9 protein-coding genes, 1 tRNA gene and 1 pseudogene are annotated in these 16,163 nt (G+C 74.5%); 3 read left to right on the top strand and 8 right to left on the bottom strand.

The features are described from left to right. Window positions 1–96 precede the first annotated feature (96 nt). On the bottom strand, window positions 97–402 hold the full coding sequence (locus tag I3F54_RS18235) for a hypothetical protein (RefSeq protein ID WP_240119873.1): 306 nt from the start codon (window positions 400–402) through the stop codon (window positions 97–99). A gap of 405 nt (window positions 403–807) precedes the next feature. Here I3F54_RS18235 and I3F54_RS18230 point away from each other — a divergent pair, with 405 nt between their 5' ends. Next, a complete protein-coding gene (locus I3F54_RS18230) occupies window positions 808–1,353 on the top strand; it encodes a hypothetical protein (protein WP_240119872.1) in 546 nt (181 codons plus the stop codon). A gap of 291 nt (window positions 1,354–1,644) precedes the next feature. On the opposite strand, the gene I3F54_RS18225 is transcribed toward I3F54_RS18230, so the two are convergent. Next, entirely contained in the window at window positions 1,645–2,787 is a 1,143-nt protein-coding gene (locus I3F54_RS18225) for a DUF2786 domain-containing protein (RefSeq protein ID WP_240119871.1), read from the bottom strand. 112 nt (window positions 2,788–2,899) lie between these two features. Between I3F54_RS18225 and I3F54_RS18220 the strand changes: the two are divergent. Beyond that, a pseudogene (locus I3F54_RS18220) lies at window positions 2,900–3,141 on the top strand (ATP-dependent Clp protease ATP-binding subunit); the annotation flags it as partial. 150 nt (window positions 3,142–3,291) lie between these two features. Next, the gene (locus tag I3F54_RS18215; protein ID WP_240119870.1) at window positions 3,292–4,977 is read left to right on the top strand and encodes a bifunctional 3'-5' exonuclease/DNA polymerase; all 1,686 of its coding nucleotides are present in this window, start codon (window positions 3,292–3,294) and stop codon (window positions 4,975–4,977) included. Window positions 4,978–5,175: 198 nt separating this feature from the next. Here the strand turns inward: I3F54_RS18215 and I3F54_RS18210 are convergent, their stop codons facing one another. The 6 genes from I3F54_RS18210 to topA form a co-directional block, all read right to left on the bottom strand. Further along, window positions 5,176–6,087 (bottom strand): glycosyltransferase family 2 protein, encoded by a 912-nt coding sequence (locus I3F54_RS18210; RefSeq protein ID WP_240119869.1) that lies wholly within the window; start codon window positions 6,085–6,087, stop codon window positions 5,176–5,178. Window positions 6,088–6,465: 378 nt separating this feature from the next. Then, window positions 6,466–6,542, bottom strand: a tRNA-Thr gene (locus I3F54_RS18205). 108 nt (window positions 6,543–6,650) lie between these two features. Then, entirely contained in the window at window positions 6,651–8,219 is a 1,569-nt protein-coding gene (locus I3F54_RS18200; protein WP_240119868.1) for an alpha/beta hydrolase, read from the bottom strand. Between the two features lie 259 nt (window positions 8,220–8,478). Next, on the bottom strand, window positions 8,479–9,684 hold the full coding sequence (locus I3F54_RS18195; RefSeq protein ID WP_240119867.1) for a DNA polymerase III subunit delta': 1,206 nt from the start codon (window positions 9,682–9,684) through the stop codon (window positions 8,479–8,481). A 111-nt stretch (window positions 9,685–9,795) separates the two neighbouring features. Further along, entirely contained in the window at window positions 9,796–13,011 is a 3,216-nt protein-coding gene (gene tmk / locus I3F54_RS18190) for a dTMP kinase (protein ID WP_240119866.1), read from the bottom strand. A 316-nt stretch (window positions 13,012–13,327) separates the two neighbouring features. Then, the gene (gene topA / locus I3F54_RS18185; protein WP_240119865.1) at window positions 13,328–16,153 is read right to left on the bottom strand and encodes a type I DNA topoisomerase; all 2,826 of its coding nucleotides are present in this window, start codon (window positions 16,151–16,153) and stop codon (window positions 13,328–13,330) included. Window positions 16,154–16,163: the final 10 nt, after the last annotated feature.

The following is a 16,163-nucleotide window of genomic DNA, read 5'->3' as shown; positions in this document are numbered from 1 at the left end:
GAGGCCATTGATGCAGTGGTCAACTGAGCCGGATCATAGTCCTGTTCACGTGCAGATGCATGAGCAGATGCACGTGCACACGGGGTGTTCCTCCGGTTACAGCTTTGACGGACGCTTTGCCGAAGCCGTTTCCAGCGCCTGCCCCGGGTCGGGCAGGACATGCGCGCTCCGGCTTTCGTCCATGTCCGGCCCAGGCCACCGGCGCGCCGGGGCACCCGGATCGAGTCCCGTGTGCACCTGTAATGGACGCAGTCCGCGGCCTTCCTGTTCCAGAGTTCGGATGATCATCCGGTCCGGCAGGTCGGCCGGACCGGCATCAGCCCGCCGGAGGGACGGCGTCCGCCCGATGTCGTAGACGGGGACCTCCACGTCGACGACGCCGGGGAAGCGGAGCCGGTTCATCGGACGGAGGGCATCCGGTACCGGTGGCCGACCCGCCCACGGAGGAACCCGGAGCCCCGCACCGGCCATGGCGCGGGCGACCCCGGCTCGGGCGGGCGCGCCGGGCTCCGGCGGGAGGGGGAGGAGGGGACGGGGTGCCGGCCGACGCGGGTGGCGTCCGCTCGGCGTGGGAACGGGGAGTCCCGCGGGACTCCTGGACGGAGGAGGGGGGAGCGGCCCGGATGGGAAGAGGAGGTTCCGGCTTCACCCGGTCTTCGGCCCCTCCGTCCTGCGGCGCTCCGGTGCCGCGCGGATCGTCCGGTGTTCCGGCAGAGGCCTGGACGGTGGCCCGGCGGCGGCTGGTAGCGTGCTGCGACCCTCCGGCCGTCCACGACCCGGCCGCTCGGCTACGACTCGGGAGCCCCCGTGACCTCGGTGCCCTCATCGCGTCCTCAGCATCGCACGTCGCGCGGAGCGTCCCCGCGGCGACCGCGGAGCACGACCGCCGTCGTCCTGGCCGCCGCGCTGACCGGTGCCCTGGTGCTGACGGCGTGCAGCGACGCCGGCGACACGAACGACAGGACGTCGGCGACGCCCGCCCCGTCCGCGACACCGACCGCGGGGGGCGGCGGAACCCGCACGCCGAGTGCACCCGCCGGCGACCTGGAGGGGAACTGGCTCACCACCACCGGCGGCAGGGCGGTGGTGCTGGTGGTCCACGGCACGGAGGCCGGCGTGTTCACCACCGGCGGCACCGTGTGCAGCGGCACCGCCGGGACGGAGCCGGGAACGCGGGCCATCCGTCTGAAGTGCACCGACGGCAGCAAGGACCGGGCGTCCGGCACGGTCGACTCCGTCGACGGAAGCACCCTGAGGATCACCTGGGAGGGCCCCCTCGGCACCGAGACCTACACCCGCTCCGAGGGCGGCACGCTGCCGTCGGGACTCCCCACGGCCGACCTCGGGTCGTAGGGCTCCACGCTCCCGGGCCGGGGAACGCCGCTGCGGACGCAAGGCCCCCGGGCGGAGGCACACCCCGCGGACCCGGGTTCACCACCGGACGGCGACCGTGGCGGGGGCGGGGGCGGGGGTGGCCGGGACCGGGGCCGTGGCCATGGCATGGCTGCTGCCGTGTCGGAGACGGGACCTTGCCCGCGGGGCGGCGCCGACCACGCGGGGTACCACGCGGCCGGGTCGCACGCTGTGCGCGCGGCGGTGGGCGCCGTCGAACGGGGCCGGCCCGTCCCGGCGCGGACCGCCGGCTCAGGAGAGCCGGGGACGGGCCCTGACCTGGGCCCGGTCCGCGGCGTCGGAGCCCTCGGCCCATCCGGCGGCGTCGCTGACCCCGCGCAGGCGGGTGGTGACCGTCTCCGGGAACATCCGGTCGGCCTCGGCGGTGACGGCGACCTCGCGGGAGGCGAGGACCGGGAGCAGGTCGGCGCCGGCGCCGCGGTCGGCGAGCACCTCCTCCGCCGCGGCGGTCAGGCGGGCGCCGATGCGGTGTGCGTAGGCGGCGAGGAAGGACTGCCGGAAGGTCTTGGTCCGCTTGCGCCCGCCGCGGCGCTGCGCGGCCTCCGCCCCGGCCAGCGCGGTCTGCGCCTGCACCAGGAGGGAGGTGTGCAGCAGCTCGACCGCCTCCAGGTCGGCCTCGAAGCCGACGACCGTGGAGAAGCCGAGAGCCTCGTTCCACACCGCGCGGCAGTGGTTGGCGCGGGCGACCGCGTCCAGCAGCACCGCCTTGGACTGCTCGTAGGGCGGCTCGACGCCGATCCGGCAGGCACCGGGCGCATCGGGGTCGGCGTCCCGCGCGGCGAGCAGCGCCTCGTCGACGCTGTGCCGGGCCATCAGCTCCTGCGCCTTGGCGGTGAGCGCCTCCGCCTCCTCCGGGTACGCGGTCGCCTCGGCCTTGGCGAGCAGCGCGCGGATGCGGGTGAGCATGCGGGAGCCCGAGGCGTGCGTCCGCTGACCGGAGCGCGGGTGCGGTTCGTCGAGCGGCTCCAGCGCGGGCAGGCGCAGCAGCAGGCGGTACAGCTCCAGCACGGTGGTGGCGTGCGCGAAGCGGTCCGGGCGGGGCGACTCGTCCTCCGGCAGGGCGCCGAGTTGTGCGGCCCATCGCGGACCGCGCGGCCGGTCACCGGGCGCCTGGGCCCGGATCAGCGCCGCGGCGAGACGCACATGCCCGTCGTCCAGCTCGCGCCGCACGATGCGTACGACGTCGGCGGGCTGCCAGCCGCGTCGCCAGGTGCCCGCGACGAACTCCCGGCCCCGCCGCGCCACCTCGGCGTCCGCCGCGGGATCCGCGGCGAGGAGGGACGCGCCGGTGTCGAGGGTGGTGTCCCCGGTGTCGTACAGGGCGGCCGAGAAGGCACGGTCGACGGTGCCGGTCGGGTTGTCGGTGCTGCTCACCCGTCGATCGTGGCACGGGCCGCCGACAGCCGGCCCCCGCCCGTGGCGACATCTCGCCCCGCGCGCGTGCCCGCCGCGGAAGACCGGCCGGGGGACGGTGCCGTGGCGCCGCGACATCGGCACGGGCATGGGCGTCACCCGGCGGGCGGCGCAGCAGCGGTTCGCGCCCAGGGAGCCGGTCCTCGGCCTGCGCCAGAGGTTCAGCCGGTACACACCTCGCGCACGCAACGTCGTCATGGCCGCCCGCAGCCGGGCCCGGCAGGCGCGCAGCGCCGAGGGCGCCCCGCCCACCCGGTCCTCGCCCTGCCGTCGGAGCCGGAGGGCCACGCGGCGAAGGAGATCGCCGACCAGGGTGACCAGGGCGTCCCCGCCGACACCGGCGCGAGGAAGGCGCGTGTTCGGGGGAGCCGTGAAGCCGGGAAGCCGGGTGAGCCGGGTGAGCCGGGTGAGCCCAGAAACCGCAGGTAGGACCACATTGTCAGACCCTCCTGCCAGACTCCTCCCATGACCGGTCGGTGGGCGCTCGCCCCGGCCGAGGACGGCGGTGTGGACATCGCCCCCCTCGGTCCGGACGGGCTGCCCGACGGTCCGGTCTGCCGGGAGGAGGACCTGGCAGGAGCCGTGCGCAGCAGGCCGCACGTGTCCCGCTGGGTCTGGCGCTCGACGGCCGAGGTGTATCCGCAGCTGCTCGCCACGGGGGTGCGAGTGACGCGGTGCTACGACATCGAGGCCGCCGAGACCCTCCTCCTCGGCCACGAGGGGCGGTACGGGGAGCCCCGTTCGGCCGCGGCGGCCCTCGCCCGGCTGCGCGGGGGCCCCGTACCGCCCGACCCGCCCCAGCGCACGGCCGAACCGGGAGCCCAGTCACCCCTGTTCGAACCCCAGGGCGTCCCCCTGCCGCTGCCGGACCTGCTGGAGGTCTACGCCGAGCAGCAGCGGCGCCACGGGCGTGCCGGGCACCCCGGCCGGATGCGGCTGCTGACCGCGGCCGAGTCGGCGGGCATGCTGGTGGCCACCGAGCTGAACCACACGGGGCTGCCGTGGCGCGCCGACGTCCACCGCGACGTGCTGCACGACCTGCTCGGCGAACGGTACGCGGGCGGCGGCGAGCCGCGCCGCCTGGCTGAACTGGCCGAGGAGGTGTCGGCCGCCTTCGGCCGCCGGGTCCGCCCCGACCTGCCCGCCGACGTCGTCAAGGCATTCAGCCGGGCCGGGATCAAGGTCAGGTCGACACGCCGCTGGGAGATCGAGTCCGTCGACCATCCGGCCGTGAAACCGCTGCTGGAGTACAAGAGGCTGTACCGCATCTGGGTGGCGCACGGCTGGGCCTGGCTGCAGGACTGGGTCCGCGACGGCCGGTTCCGCCCGGAGTTCCAGGCGGGCGGAACCGTCACGGGCCGCTGGGTGACCAACGGCGGCGGCGCCCTGCAGATCCCCCGGGTCATCCGGCGCGCGGTGGTCGCCGACCCCGGCTGGCGGCTCGTCGTCGCCGACGCCGACCAGATGGAGCCGCGCGTGCTCGCGGCCGTCTCCCGCGACCCCGGCCTGATGGAGGTGGCCGGCCGCGAGACCGACCTGTACCAGTCGGTCTCCGACCGGGCCTTCGCCGGCGACCGCGCCCAGGCCAAACTGGCGGTGCTCGGCGCGGTCTACGGCCAGACCTCCGGCGACGGCCTGAAGAACCTCGCCGCGCTGCGCCGCCGCTTCCCGAAGGCGGTGGCCTACGTCGACGACGCCGCGCGGGCCGGCGAGGAGGGGCGCCTCGTGCGCACCTGGCTGGGCCGGACCTGCCCACCGGCGGCCGGAGCCCGGGAGGACGCGGCGGAGGAGGCGGGCATCCCGGTGCCCGAGGAGGAGCGCGGCGGTGACGCATGGGTGCCCGGCTACGCCTCCACCGACGCCCGCGCCCGAGGCCGTTTCGCCCGTAACTTCGTCGTCCAGGGCAGTGCCGCCGACTGGGCCCTGCTGCTGCTCGCCGCGCTGCGGCAGCGGTGCACCGGCATGGCGGCCGAGCTGGTCTTCTTCCAGCACGACGAGGTGATCGTGCACTGCCCGCGGGAGGAGGCCGACGCGGTCGTCGCGGCGATCCGGGAGGCGGCCGAGCTGGCCGGGCGGCTGACGTTCGGTGAGACGCCGGTGCGCTTCCCGTTCACCACCGCCGTGGTGGAGTGCTACGGGGACGCCAAGTGAGCCGTCGCCTGCGGCGCGGTGCGACCCGTCTCCCCGGGGGCGGACCACCGTCCGGACGGGCCGGACCGGTCCGGACGGCAGGGCGTACGCAGCCGGATCACCGGGGCGAGCGACCGGGGCGACCCCGGCGAACGACCGGGACGGGCGGCACCGCCGGACGCCGGAGCGGGCGCGTCCGGACGACGGGGGCGGGCCCTGTCAGATGACGGGCGGGCGACCCAGCCGGGTCAGCCGCCACACCGTGCGCCAGCGCATGGGCCGACGCTCGCCGGCGGACAAGCGCACGCCCTCCAGAAAGCCGCCGAACCAGGCCCGCAGCCCGCCCAGCGACCGGATCCGCAACAGGGTGACAGCGACCCAGACGGCCAGGTGGACCGGGATCAGCGGCAGCGGCAGCCGGCGCCGGACCAGCCAGACCCGGTTGCGGGCGTTGACGCGGTAGTAGATGGCGTGCCGGGCGGGAGACGTCTTCGGATGCTGCAGGAGCAGTTCCGGCGCGTAGAGGATCTTCCAGTCGGCGTCGGCCGCCCGCCACGCCAGGTCGGTCTCCTCGTGCGCGAAGAAGAACCGGGCGGGCCAGTCACCGATCTCGTCCAGCATCGCCGTGCGGAAGGCGTGCCCGCCGCCGAGGAAGCCCGTGACGTAACCGCCGCTCATGGGGTCGGCGTTGCCGGCACGCGGGACGTGCCGGCGCTGTGTCTCGCCGTTCTCGTCGGCGATGCGGAAGCCGACGATGCCGAGCCGCGGGTCCGCCGCGAACAGGTCCCGAACCCGGCGCAGCACGTCGGGGTCGACGAGCAGCCCGTCGTCGTCCAGTTCCACCACGACGTCGACGTCCCCGAGTTCGCGGAGCCGGGCGAGCGCGACGTTGCGGCCCCCGGGACAGCCGAGGTTCTCGTCGGTCTCGACCACGGTGACCTCACCGGGGAGCGCGAGCCGCCGCGCGAACTCGGGCAGCCGGCAGCCGTTGCCGACGATCACGATGCGGGCCGGCGGTACGTCCTGCTTGGCCACGGACTCCAGCAGGGCGTCGACCTCCGCGGGCCGGTTGCCCATGGTCACCACGGCGACCGCGATCCTCGGCACCATCACGTCCCTCACCAACCCCATCCGGCCACCCGGCCACGGCGTGTCCCTGCCGCACGCCGCCCGTCGTTCACGAAGATGTTGCCTCAAGGGCGGGGGTTGTCCTGATGCCGCTTCACTTTGCCTCCCATTTGCGGCGATTTTCCGCGCGCCGGCCCGAGTCCACCCCACCGCACCGTGCCCTCGCACGGGCCACCCGTGTCGCGACGTGCCGGCGGGGCCCGAGCCCCCGGTCGGGCGTCCGCGCGCACAGCGCGCCAGGCGTACCCGCCCACCGGACGCGAGACTTCCGTGACCCCGCGACGCCCGCGGTCCCGGCCGTGGCCGCCACGCGGGCGGCACGCACCGGCATCCGCTGAACGAAAAAGCCCAGCTCAGGCTAAGCCTGAGCTGGGCTTGGAGTGGAGCCGCTTTCGGGATTCGAACCCGAGACCTACGCATTACGAGTGCGTTGCTCTGGCCATCTGAGCTAAAGCGGCGCGCTGCCCGCACCATCGTGCGATCAACAACGTCGGTAAGTCTACACAGTTTCCGGGGGTGCTTCGCACCGGCCTCGGAACGGGGGATTCCAGGGCCGGTGGCGGCGGCTACGAGCAGCGCTTTCCCTTTGCCGGAGGTGTCCCGTGCAGCAGGTACCCGTCGATCGCGGAGTCGATGCAGGCGCTGCCGCGGCCGTACGCGGTGTGCCCGTCGCCCTCGTAGGTGAGCAGGCGGGCGGAGGACAGCTGGCCGGCGAGGGCCCGCGCCCAGCGGTACGGGGTCGCGGGGTCGCGGGTGGTGCCGACGACCACGATCGGCGCGGCACCCTCGGCCGTGATGCGGTGCGGCTCGCCGCTGGGCCGCACCGGCCAGTACGTGCAGTTCAGCGAGGCCCAGGCCAGGCCCTCCCCGAAGACCGGGGACGCCTTCTCGAAGTCGGGGAGGGCCTTGCGCACCGCATCGGGGCCGTCGAAGGCGGGCGGGAGGTCCAGGCAGTTCACGGCGGCGTTGGCGAACATCAGGTTGCTGTAACGGGCCCCGGCGTCACGCTCGTAGTAGCTGTCCGACAGCATCAGCAGGCCCGCTCCATCGTGCTCCTTCATCGCCGAGGTCAGCGCCTCGCGCAACTGCTCCCAGGCTCCCTCGTCGTACATCGCGGCGATCACGCCCGTGGTGGCGAGGGCCTCGCCGAGCACCCGGCCGTCGGCGTCCCCGGTGGGGAGGGGGCGGGCGTCGAGCTCGCCGAAGAACGCCTTGAGCCTCCGGCCCGCATCGGCGGCATCGGTGCCCAGCGGGCAGTCGGGACGACTCGCGCAGTCCTGCGTGAACGCCCGGAACGCCGTCTCGAACCCCGCCGTCTGCTCCAGGTTCATCCGGCGGGCCGGCAGCGACGGATCGATGGCCCCGTCCAGCACCAGCCGCCCCACCCGCCCGGGGAAGAGCCCGGCGTACGTCGCCCCGAGGAACGTGCCGTACGACGCGCCCACGTACGTCAGCCTCCGGTCGCCGAGCGCCGCGCGCACGATGTCCATGTCGCGGGCCGCCTCCACGGTGGAGACGTGGTGCAGCAACCGCGCGGAGCGGGCCCCGCACCCCTCGGCGAACTCCTTGTACGCGTCGACCAGCTCCTTCGTCTCCCGGGCGTCGTCGGGGGTGCTGTCGGTCTGCGTGTACGCGTCCATCGCGGGCCCGCCGAGGCACTCGACCGGCTCGCTGCGGGCGACACCCCGTGGGTCGACGGCCACCATGTCGTAGCGGGCGCGTACCTCGGCGGGGTAGCCGATCGCGGCGTACTGCTGGAGGTAGCCGATCGCGGAGCCGCCCGGGCCGCCGGGATTGACCAGGAGGGAGCCGATGCGCTTGCCGGGGCCGGTGGCCTTCTTGCGGGCGACGGCCAGCCGCACCTCCCCCGCGGACGGGTCGGCGTAGTCGAGCGGGGCCTTCAGCGTGGCGCACTCGAAGCCGGGCACGCCGCACTCGCTCCAGTCCGGCTTCTGCCCGTAGTACGGCGCCAGCTCGCCCGGCGTCGCCGCGGGCAGGGCGGCCAGCACCGCGGCCCGGGCCGCGGTGGAGGCGGCGGTGCCGGACGGTCCGCCGGCCGAGCAGGCGGAGACGAGCAGGGCGGCGGCCAGGACGAGGGCGGTGCGGGGCCTGCGGGGAACGCGCCGTGTGTGCATTCCGCGAGCGTAACTCTGCGCGACGGCACAGGTGCTCTCCGTGGGCGACGTGCTTCGGACGAGGGATACCGTCAACCGTCACGGACGCCGGTCACCCTCGCGGCGGCAGCGGCACCGGGGCGACGACCGTGACCGCGCTCCCGGGTGGGGGCCCGCCCGTCGATCCGCGCCACGCGGCTGTGACAAGGCCGCACCACGGGGTCACACCCCGGGTCCCTGGGGCACCCCCACTGGCGTCCCGGCCGCCGTCGTCGCGGGCTCAGCCCGCTCTGAGGGCCATCGTCATCGCCTCCACCGCCAGCAGCGGAGCCACGTTGCGGTCCAGGGCCTCCCGGCACGCGCCGATCGCCTCGATGCGGCGCAGCGTGGCCTCGGGGCCGCCGGTGCGGGCGGCGCGTTCCAGCGCGTCCTCCGCGTCCGCGTTGGCGATGGCGACGCGGGAGCCGAGCTGGAGGGCGAGGACGTCACGGTAGAACGCGGTGAGGTCGGTCAGCGCGAGATCGAGGCTGTCGCGCTGGGTGCGCGTACGGCGCCGCTTCTGCTTGTCCTCCAGGTCCTTCATCACGCCGGCCGTACCACGCGGCAGCCGGCCGCCCTGGGCCGCGCCGAGCGCGGCCTTGAGCTCCTCGGTCTCCTTGGCGTCGAGTTCCTCCGCGAGGGCCTTGGCGTCCTCCGCCGCGGCGTCCACCAGTTCCTGGGCGGCCCGGAGGCAGCCGCCGACCTCCTCGACGCGCAGGGGCAGCTTGAGCACGGCGGCGCGGCGCTCACGGGCGGCCGGGTCGGTGGCCAGGCGGCGGGCCCGGTCGACGTGCCCCTGCGTGGCGCGGGCGGCGGCAGCGGCGACATCGGGTTCGACGCCCTCGCGGCGTACCAGCATGTCCGCGACCGCATGGACCGACGGCGTACTCAGGGTGAGGTGGCGGCAGCGGGAGCGGATCGTGGGCAGGACGTCCTCGATCGACGGCGCGCACAGCAGCCACACCGTGCGCGGGGCGGGCTCCTCGACCGCCTTGAGGACCGCGTTGGCGGACTTCTCGTTCAGCCGCTCGGCGTCCTGGACGAGGATGATCTGCCAGCGGCCGTTCGCCGGGGACGTGAAGGACTTGCGAACCGTGTCGCGCATGTCCTCGGCGAGGATCTGCGTGCCGACGGCGGCGACCGTGGTGACGTCGGCGTGGGTGCCGATCAGGGCCGTGTGGCAACCGTCGCAGAAGCCGCACCCGGGGGCGCCGCCGAGCGCCCGGTCGGGGCTCACGCACTGCAGCGCCGCGGCGAAGGCACACGCCGCGTGGACGTGCCCCGCTCCGGGCGGGCCGGTGAACAGCCAGGCGTGCGTCATCTTCGACGCCTCCGGCGGCGGCGCGTCCGCCGCGGCGGCGGTGACCAGGGCGTCGGCGTCCCGGGCAGCGGCGGCGAGCTGCTCGCTCACCCGCGCCTGCCCGACGAGGTCGTCCCACACGGTCATGGGTCACGCCGCCTTTCCGTCACTTCACACCCTGCGGCATCCATTGTGCGGGGCCCCACCGACAGCACCGGCCACGGGACGGGTCCGCCGTCGCCGCGGCGACGCCGTCCGTCAGCGCCGCCGTCCCCGGCCGCGTCCGCCCCGCGGGTCGTCGCCGGTGTCGTCCCCGTCCCCGCGCGGGCCGAGCAGTTCGTCGGCCAGCGTCGGCAGGTCGTCCAGCGGTGTCTCCTCGGCCCAGTCGGGCCGCTGCCGCCTGCGGGGTGCGTCGTCGGCGTCGATCCGGGGCATCTCGCGGGTGCGGTCCTCGCCGTGGCCGGCCGGGCCCGCGTCCCGCGGCCCGTCCCGGAAGAAGCCCGGCGGCACGCGGTCCCCGGCGTCCTCCTCCCGCACGGGAGGCAGCACGGCGGTGTCGTCGGCGGCACCCGGCGGCACCGGCGGCAGCACCGCCGTCTCGTCCGCGGCACCCGGCGGCACCGGCGGCAGCACCGCCGTCTCGTCGGCCGCTCTCGACGGCGCCGGCGGCTGCGGCAGCTCGGCAGTCACCTCGGAGTCCGAGTCAGGCACACCGGACGTGCCGGTGGCGCGATCGGCCTCCGCGGAGCCGTCGGTGCGGGCGGCGTCGGTCCCCCGCCCGGTCCGCCCGGGCTCCACGACCGGCGTCGGCACGGTCGCCGCCTCCCGGGTCACCGCCGGGGGCAGCGGCTTCGGGCCGGCCTGCGCGGCGGATGCCGCCTCCTCGGCGGCCCGGCGGGCCTCCTCCGCACGCAGCAGCGCCTCCTCGGCCTTGCGCTGCTTCTCCAGACGCAGCGCCTCGGCCTCGGCCCGAAGCCGGGCCTCCTCCTCGGCCTGCCGACGGCGCCGTTCCTCGTCGGCCCTGCGGCGGGCCTCCTCCTCGGCACGGGCCTTCTCCTCGGCGAGGAGCCGCTGCCGCTCCTCCTCCGCGCGCCGGCTCGCTTCCTCGGCCCGCTGCCGGGCCTCCTCCGCCTGCCGTTCGGCCTCGCGCCGCTGCGCCTCCTCCAGCTCGCGCCGCTTGCGTTCCTCCTCCTCGGCACGCAGCCGGGCGAGCTGCTCCTCGCGCTCGCGCTCCAGGCGCTCCTCCTCGGCCTTGCGGGCCGCTTCCTCCTCGGCCTTGCGGCGGGCCTCCTCCTCGGCCCGGCGGCGTGCCTCCTCCTGGGCCTGGATCTCGGCCTCGGACAGCGGCAGCACCTGGTCGAGCCGGTGCCGGATGACGGTGGTGACGGACTCCGGCTCCTGTCCCGCGTCCACCACCAGATAGCGGCCGGGATCGGCCGCGGCGAGGGTGAGGAAGCCGGACCGCACGCGCGCGTGGAACTCGGCGGGCTCCGACTCCAGCCGGTCGGGCGCCTCGGTGAACCGCTCACGGGCTGTCTCCGGCGCGACGTCCAGCAGCACCGTCAGATGCGGCACCAGGCCGTCGGTCGCCCAGCGGTTGATGCGGGCGATCTCGGTCGGCGACAGGTCGCGGCCCGCACCCTGGTAGGCCACGGAGGAGTCGATGTACCGGTCGGAGATCACCACCGCGCCCCGCTCCAGGGCGGGCCGGACGACGGTGTCGACGTGCTCCGCCCGGTCGGCGGCGTACAGCAGCGCCTCGGCGCGGTGCGACAGTCCCGCCGACGACACGTCCAGCAGGATCGAGCGCAGCCGCTTGCCGACCGGGGTCGCCCCCGGCTCGCGGGTGAGCACGACCTCGTGGCCCTTGCCCCGGATCCACTCGGCGAGCGCCTCGGCCTGCGTGGACTTGCCGGCGCCGTCGCCGCCCTCCAGCGCGATGAAGAACCCGGAACCCGCGGGCTCCTGCGCCGGGTCGTCGCCGCCGAGCAGGGCGTCCTTGAGATCCTGCCGCAGCGGCACACCGGAGCGGTCGTCGACCTTGGCCAGCACCAGCGCGGCCACCGGCAGCAGCAGCGCGCCGACGAGCATCAGGGTGAACGCCGCACCGCCGTGCGCGAAGACGAACCTGCCGCTCTCCAGCCGGTGCGGGCCGATGAGCGCCGCGACGAGCGGTGCGATCACCGCCCCGAGCGCCACGAAGACCCGGACGACGGCGTGCAGGTGCTCGGTCGTGCGCGGGCGCCGGTAGTCCTCCGCCTCCTGGTCGAGCAGGGTGTGCCCGGTGTTGGCGGCCACGCCGGCGCCGACGCCGGCCAGCACGTCGATCAGCAGCACCGTGGTGACGTCCGGGACGAGACCGGCGGCGAGCAGGGCGACGCCGGTGAAGGCGAGGGCGAGCGCCAGCAGTCGGCGCCTGGACAGCGCGGGCACGATCGCGGGGGCCGTGCGGATACCGACGACGACGCCTCCGGTCAGGGCGAGCACCAGCAGCCCGTACAGCACCGGCCCGCCGCCCAGGTCCGCGGCGTGCAGCACCGCCACGCCGACGGCTGCAGAGATCGCCCCGGCGACCGCCGCGCAGGCGAGCACCAGCAGCGGGATCGCGCCGGTGCGGCCCTTGTCGACGCCCGAGCCGGTCCGGGGGCGGCGCAGGCCCTCCAGCGGCGACCGCGCACGGGGGGTGCGCGCCCCGGGCAGCTCCAGGAACGTCAGCACGGACAGGGAGGCGGCGAACAGTCCGGCCGCCACGTACGAGCCGAGGGCTGCCTGGTGCTGGGAGAACCAGGCGATGCCGGCGCCCAGCAGGTTGTTCAGCAGCCCGGCGGCGACCAGGGCGGCGGCGGCGAGCGGGACCACGACGAACCCGGTGCGCAAGGACAGGCGGCGCAGGGCGTCCATGTGGTCGGGCAGCGGCCGTACCGTGGCTCCCTCCGGCGGCGGGGCCGGCAGCAGGGAGGGCGCCGCGCTCTCCCGGCACACCGTCCACAGCCGCTCGGCGATCCCGACGGCGAAGACGGTGCCGAGCAGGAAGGCGAGGGCGTCGTCCGGCATCCAGTCGATCCACAGCGGCGCCACGATGAGCAGCACGGCCCGCAGCCCGTCGGCGCCGACCATGGTCCAGCGCCGGTCGAGAGGGCCTTCCTGGGAGGTCAACGAGGTGAGCGGCCCCAGAAGGACCGCTCCGAACAGCAGGGTCGCGAGGATCCGCACCCCGAAGACGATCGCCACTGCGAACGCCGCGCCCCGATAGCCGCCGCCGAAGGAATCCTCGACGACCGCCGCCTGGAGGGCGAGGACGACCAGGACGAGGAGCGCCAGCATGTCACCGACGCCGCTCACGAGCTGCGCGCTCCACAGCCGCTTGAGCTGCGGACGGCGCAGCAGAGCGCGCACGGCACGCTCGCGGGAGTCCGCCACCAGGGCGTCGTCCGGGGCAGGGGTGGGGGCCGTTGGCTGCTCGGCTCGCGTCATGCTTTCAGCCTATCGGGACCGGCCGACGACCCGGACCGCCCGACCGAACCCGCGCTCGCCCCGGAACCCGTGCGGGACCGGGGCGTTCTGTTCGCGAACACGGAACCGGACCACCGCCCTGTCCCGGGACGCGACGCCCGTGACCGGCCCGGTCCCGCGAAACGGCGCACGGGGCGCGGGAGCACGGGAGGGGCCGGGCCGCGAGCCTGCGGGCCGCGAGCCGGCGGGCGGCAGACGTCGGCGGCCGGGTGGCCTGGACGCGTGGGCCGGACCGGGCGCGGAGGCCGGCTGCGTCCGGCCCCCGGCACACCCGGGTTCAGTCCTCGGACGCCGCCCGCGAGGCCGTCGCCTTCTTGGCGGTCGTCTTCTTCGCCGTGGTCTTCTTGGCGGTGGTCTTCTTCGCCGCCGACGTCGTCTTCTTCGCCGCGGTCTTCTTCGCGGTCGTCGTCTTCTTGGCCGCCGCCTTCTTCGCCGTCTTCTTGGCCGGGCCCTTCGCGCGCTTCTCCGCGAGCAGCTCGAACCCGCGCTCCGGGGTGACGGCCTCGACGCTGTCACCGGAGCGGAGGGTCGCGTTGGTCTCCCCGTCGGTGACGTACGGCCCGAAGCGGCCGTCCTTGACCACGACCGGCTTGCCGCTGACCGGGTCCTCGCCCAGCTCCTTCAGCGGCGGCTTGGCCGCCGCACGGCCGCGCTGCTTGGGCTGCGCGTAGATCGCCAGCGCCTCCTCCAGCGTGATCGTGAAGATCTGCTCCTCGGACTGCAGCGACCGCGAGTCCGTGCCCTTCTTCAGGTACGGACCGTAGCGGCCGTTCTGCGCGGTGATCTCCTGTCCGTCGGCGTCGGTGCCGACGACCCGCGGGAGCGACATCAGGCGCAGCGCGTCCTCAAGGGTGACCGTGTCCACGGACATCGACTTGAGCAGGGACGCGGTCCGAGGCTTCACCGCGTTCTTGCCGGTCTTCGGCGTGCCCTCGGGCAGCACCTCCGTGACGTACGGCCCGAAGCGGCCGGCCTTGGCGACGATCGCGTGGTGCGGCGGCTGCGGGTCGGTGCCCAGCACCCGCTCCCCGCTGCCCCTGGCCAGGAGCTCCTCGGCCAGCTCGGGGGTCAGCTCGTCCGGCGCCAGGTCCGCGGGGACGTCGGCTCGCTGGTGCTTCTCGGTGTCCTTCTCGCCCCGCTCGATGTAAGGGCCGTAGCGGCCCACACGCAGCACGATGTCGTTGCCCAGGGGGAACGTCGACACCTCGCGGGCGTCGATCGCGCCCAGGTCGGTCACCAGTTCCTTGAGGCCCCCGAGGTGGTCCCCGTCACCGTTGCCGGCATCGGCCGCGGTGCCGTTGGTGGTGCCCTCGCCGAAGTAGAAACGCCTCAGCCACGGCACGGCCTGGGCCTCACCGCGGGCGATGCGGTCGAGGTCGTCCTCCATCTTGGCGGTGAAGTCGTAGTCGACGAGCCGCCCGAAGTGCTTCTCCAGAAGGTTGACCACGGCGAAGGACAGGAAGGACGGCACCAGGGCCGTGCCCTTCTTGAAGACGTAGCCGCGGTCCAGGATCGTGCCGATGATCGACGCGTACGTCGACGGACGGCCGATCTCACGCTCCTCCAGCTCCTTGACCAGCGAGGCCTCGGTGTAGCGGGCCGGGGGCTTGGTGGCGTGGCCGTCGGCGGTGATCTCCTGGGCGGTCAGCCCGTCGCCCTCGGCGACCTGCGGCAGCCGGCGCTCGCGGTCGTCCAGCTCGGCGTTCGGGTCGTCGGCGCCCTCGACGTAGGCCTTCAGGAAGCCGTGGAAGGTGATCGTCTTGCCGGAGGCGCTGAACTCGACGTTCCGTCCGTCGGCGGACGTACCGCCGATCTTCACGGTGACGCTGTTGCCGGTCGCGTCCTTCATCTGGGAGGCGACGGTCCGCTTCCAGATCAGCTCGTAGAGCTTGAACTGGTCGCCGGTCAGACCCGTCTCGGCGGGCGTGCGGAAGCGGTCGCCCGAGGGGCGGATCGCCTCGTGCGCCTCCTGCGCGTTCTTCACCTTGCCGGCGTAGGTACGCGGGGCGTCGGGCAGGTACTGGGCGCCGTACAACTGCGTGACCTGGGCGCGGGCGGCGGCGACCGCCGTTTCGCTGAGGGTCGTGGAGTCCGTACGCATGTACGTGATGTAGCCGTTCTCGTACAGCTTCTGCGCGATCTGCATCGTCGCCTTCGCACCGAAGCCGAGCTTGCGGCTCGCCTCCTGCTGCAGCGTCGTCGTGCGGAACGGGGCGTACGGAGAGCGGCGGTACGGCTTGGACTCGACGGACCGCACGGAGAACTGCGTGTTCTCCAGGGCGGCGGCCAGGGCGCGGGCGTTCGCCTCGTCGAGGTGGAGGGTGGCGGCGCTCTTGGGCTGTCCCAGGGAGTCGAAGTCGCGGCCCTGCGCGATCCGCCGGCCGTCGACGGTCTGCAGGCGGGCGACCAGCGACGACGGGTCGGACGCGTCCCCGGCACGACCGGTGGAGAAGGTGCCGGTCAGGTCCCAGTACTCGGCGGAGCGGAACGCGATGCGCTCACGTTCCCGCTCGACGACGAGCCGGGTGGCGACGGACTGGACGCGGCCCGCCGACAGCTTCGGCATGACCTTCTTCCACAGCACCGGCGACACCTCGTAGCCGTAGAGGCGATCGAGGATGCGGCGGGTCTCCTGGGCGTCGACGAGCTTCTGGTTGAGCTGGCGCGGGTTGGCCACGGCGGCCTGGATCGCGGCCTTGGTGATCTCGTGGAAGACCATCCGCTTGACCGGCACCTTGGGCTTGAGGACTTCCTGCAGGTGCCAGGCGATGGCCTCGCCCTCGCGGTCCTCATCGGTGGCGAGGTAGAGCTCGTCGGACTCCTTCAGCAGGTCCTTGAGCTTCTTGACCTGCGCCCTCTTGTCGGCGTTCACGACGTAGACCGGCTGGAAGTCGTGCTCGACGTCCACGCCGAGGCGGCGGACCTCACCGGTGTACTTCTCGGGCACCTCGGCGGCGCCGTTGGGAAGGTCGCGGATGTGCCCGACGCTCGCCTCGACGGTGTAGCCGGGGCCGAGGTAGCTCTTGATCGTCTTCGCCTTGGCAGGCGACTCGACGATGACGAGTCGGCGCCCGCCGTTCGCGGTCTCGCTGGTCGGGGACAACTTCGCTCTT

Origin of the sequence: Streptomyces sp. MUM 2J (assembly GCF_022414535.1) — a bacterium.
Taxonomy (GTDB): domain Bacteria; phylum Actinomycetota; class Actinomycetes; order Streptomycetales; family Streptomycetaceae; genus Streptomyces.
Note: the sequence above shows the minus strand (reverse complement) of the source record. Positions and strands in the feature narration are given on the sequence as shown.

Coding starts and splice junctions, on each gene's coding strand:
- I3F54_RS18195 (WP_240119867.1), bottom strand. CDS start 9,684: ATGACCGTGTGGGACGACCTCGTCGGGCAGGCGCGGGTGAGCGAGCAG.
- I3F54_RS18215 (WP_240119870.1), top strand. CDS start 3,292: ATGACCGGTCGGTGGGCGCTCGCCCCGGCCGAGGACGGCGGTGTGGAC.
- tmk (WP_240119866.1), bottom strand. CDS start 13,011: ATGACGCGAGCCGAGCAGCCAACGGCCCCCACCCCTGCCCCGGACGAC.
- I3F54_RS18235 (WP_240119873.1), bottom strand. CDS start 402: ATGAACCGGCTCCGCTTCCCCGGCGTCGTCGACGTGGAGGTCCCCGTC.
- I3F54_RS18210 (WP_240119869.1), bottom strand. CDS start 6,087: ATGGGGTTGGTGAGGGACGTGATGGTGCCGAGGATCGCGGTCGCCGTG.
- I3F54_RS18200 (WP_240119868.1), bottom strand. CDS start 8,219: ATGCACACACGGCGCGTTCCCCGCAGGCCCCGCACCGCCCTCGTCCTG.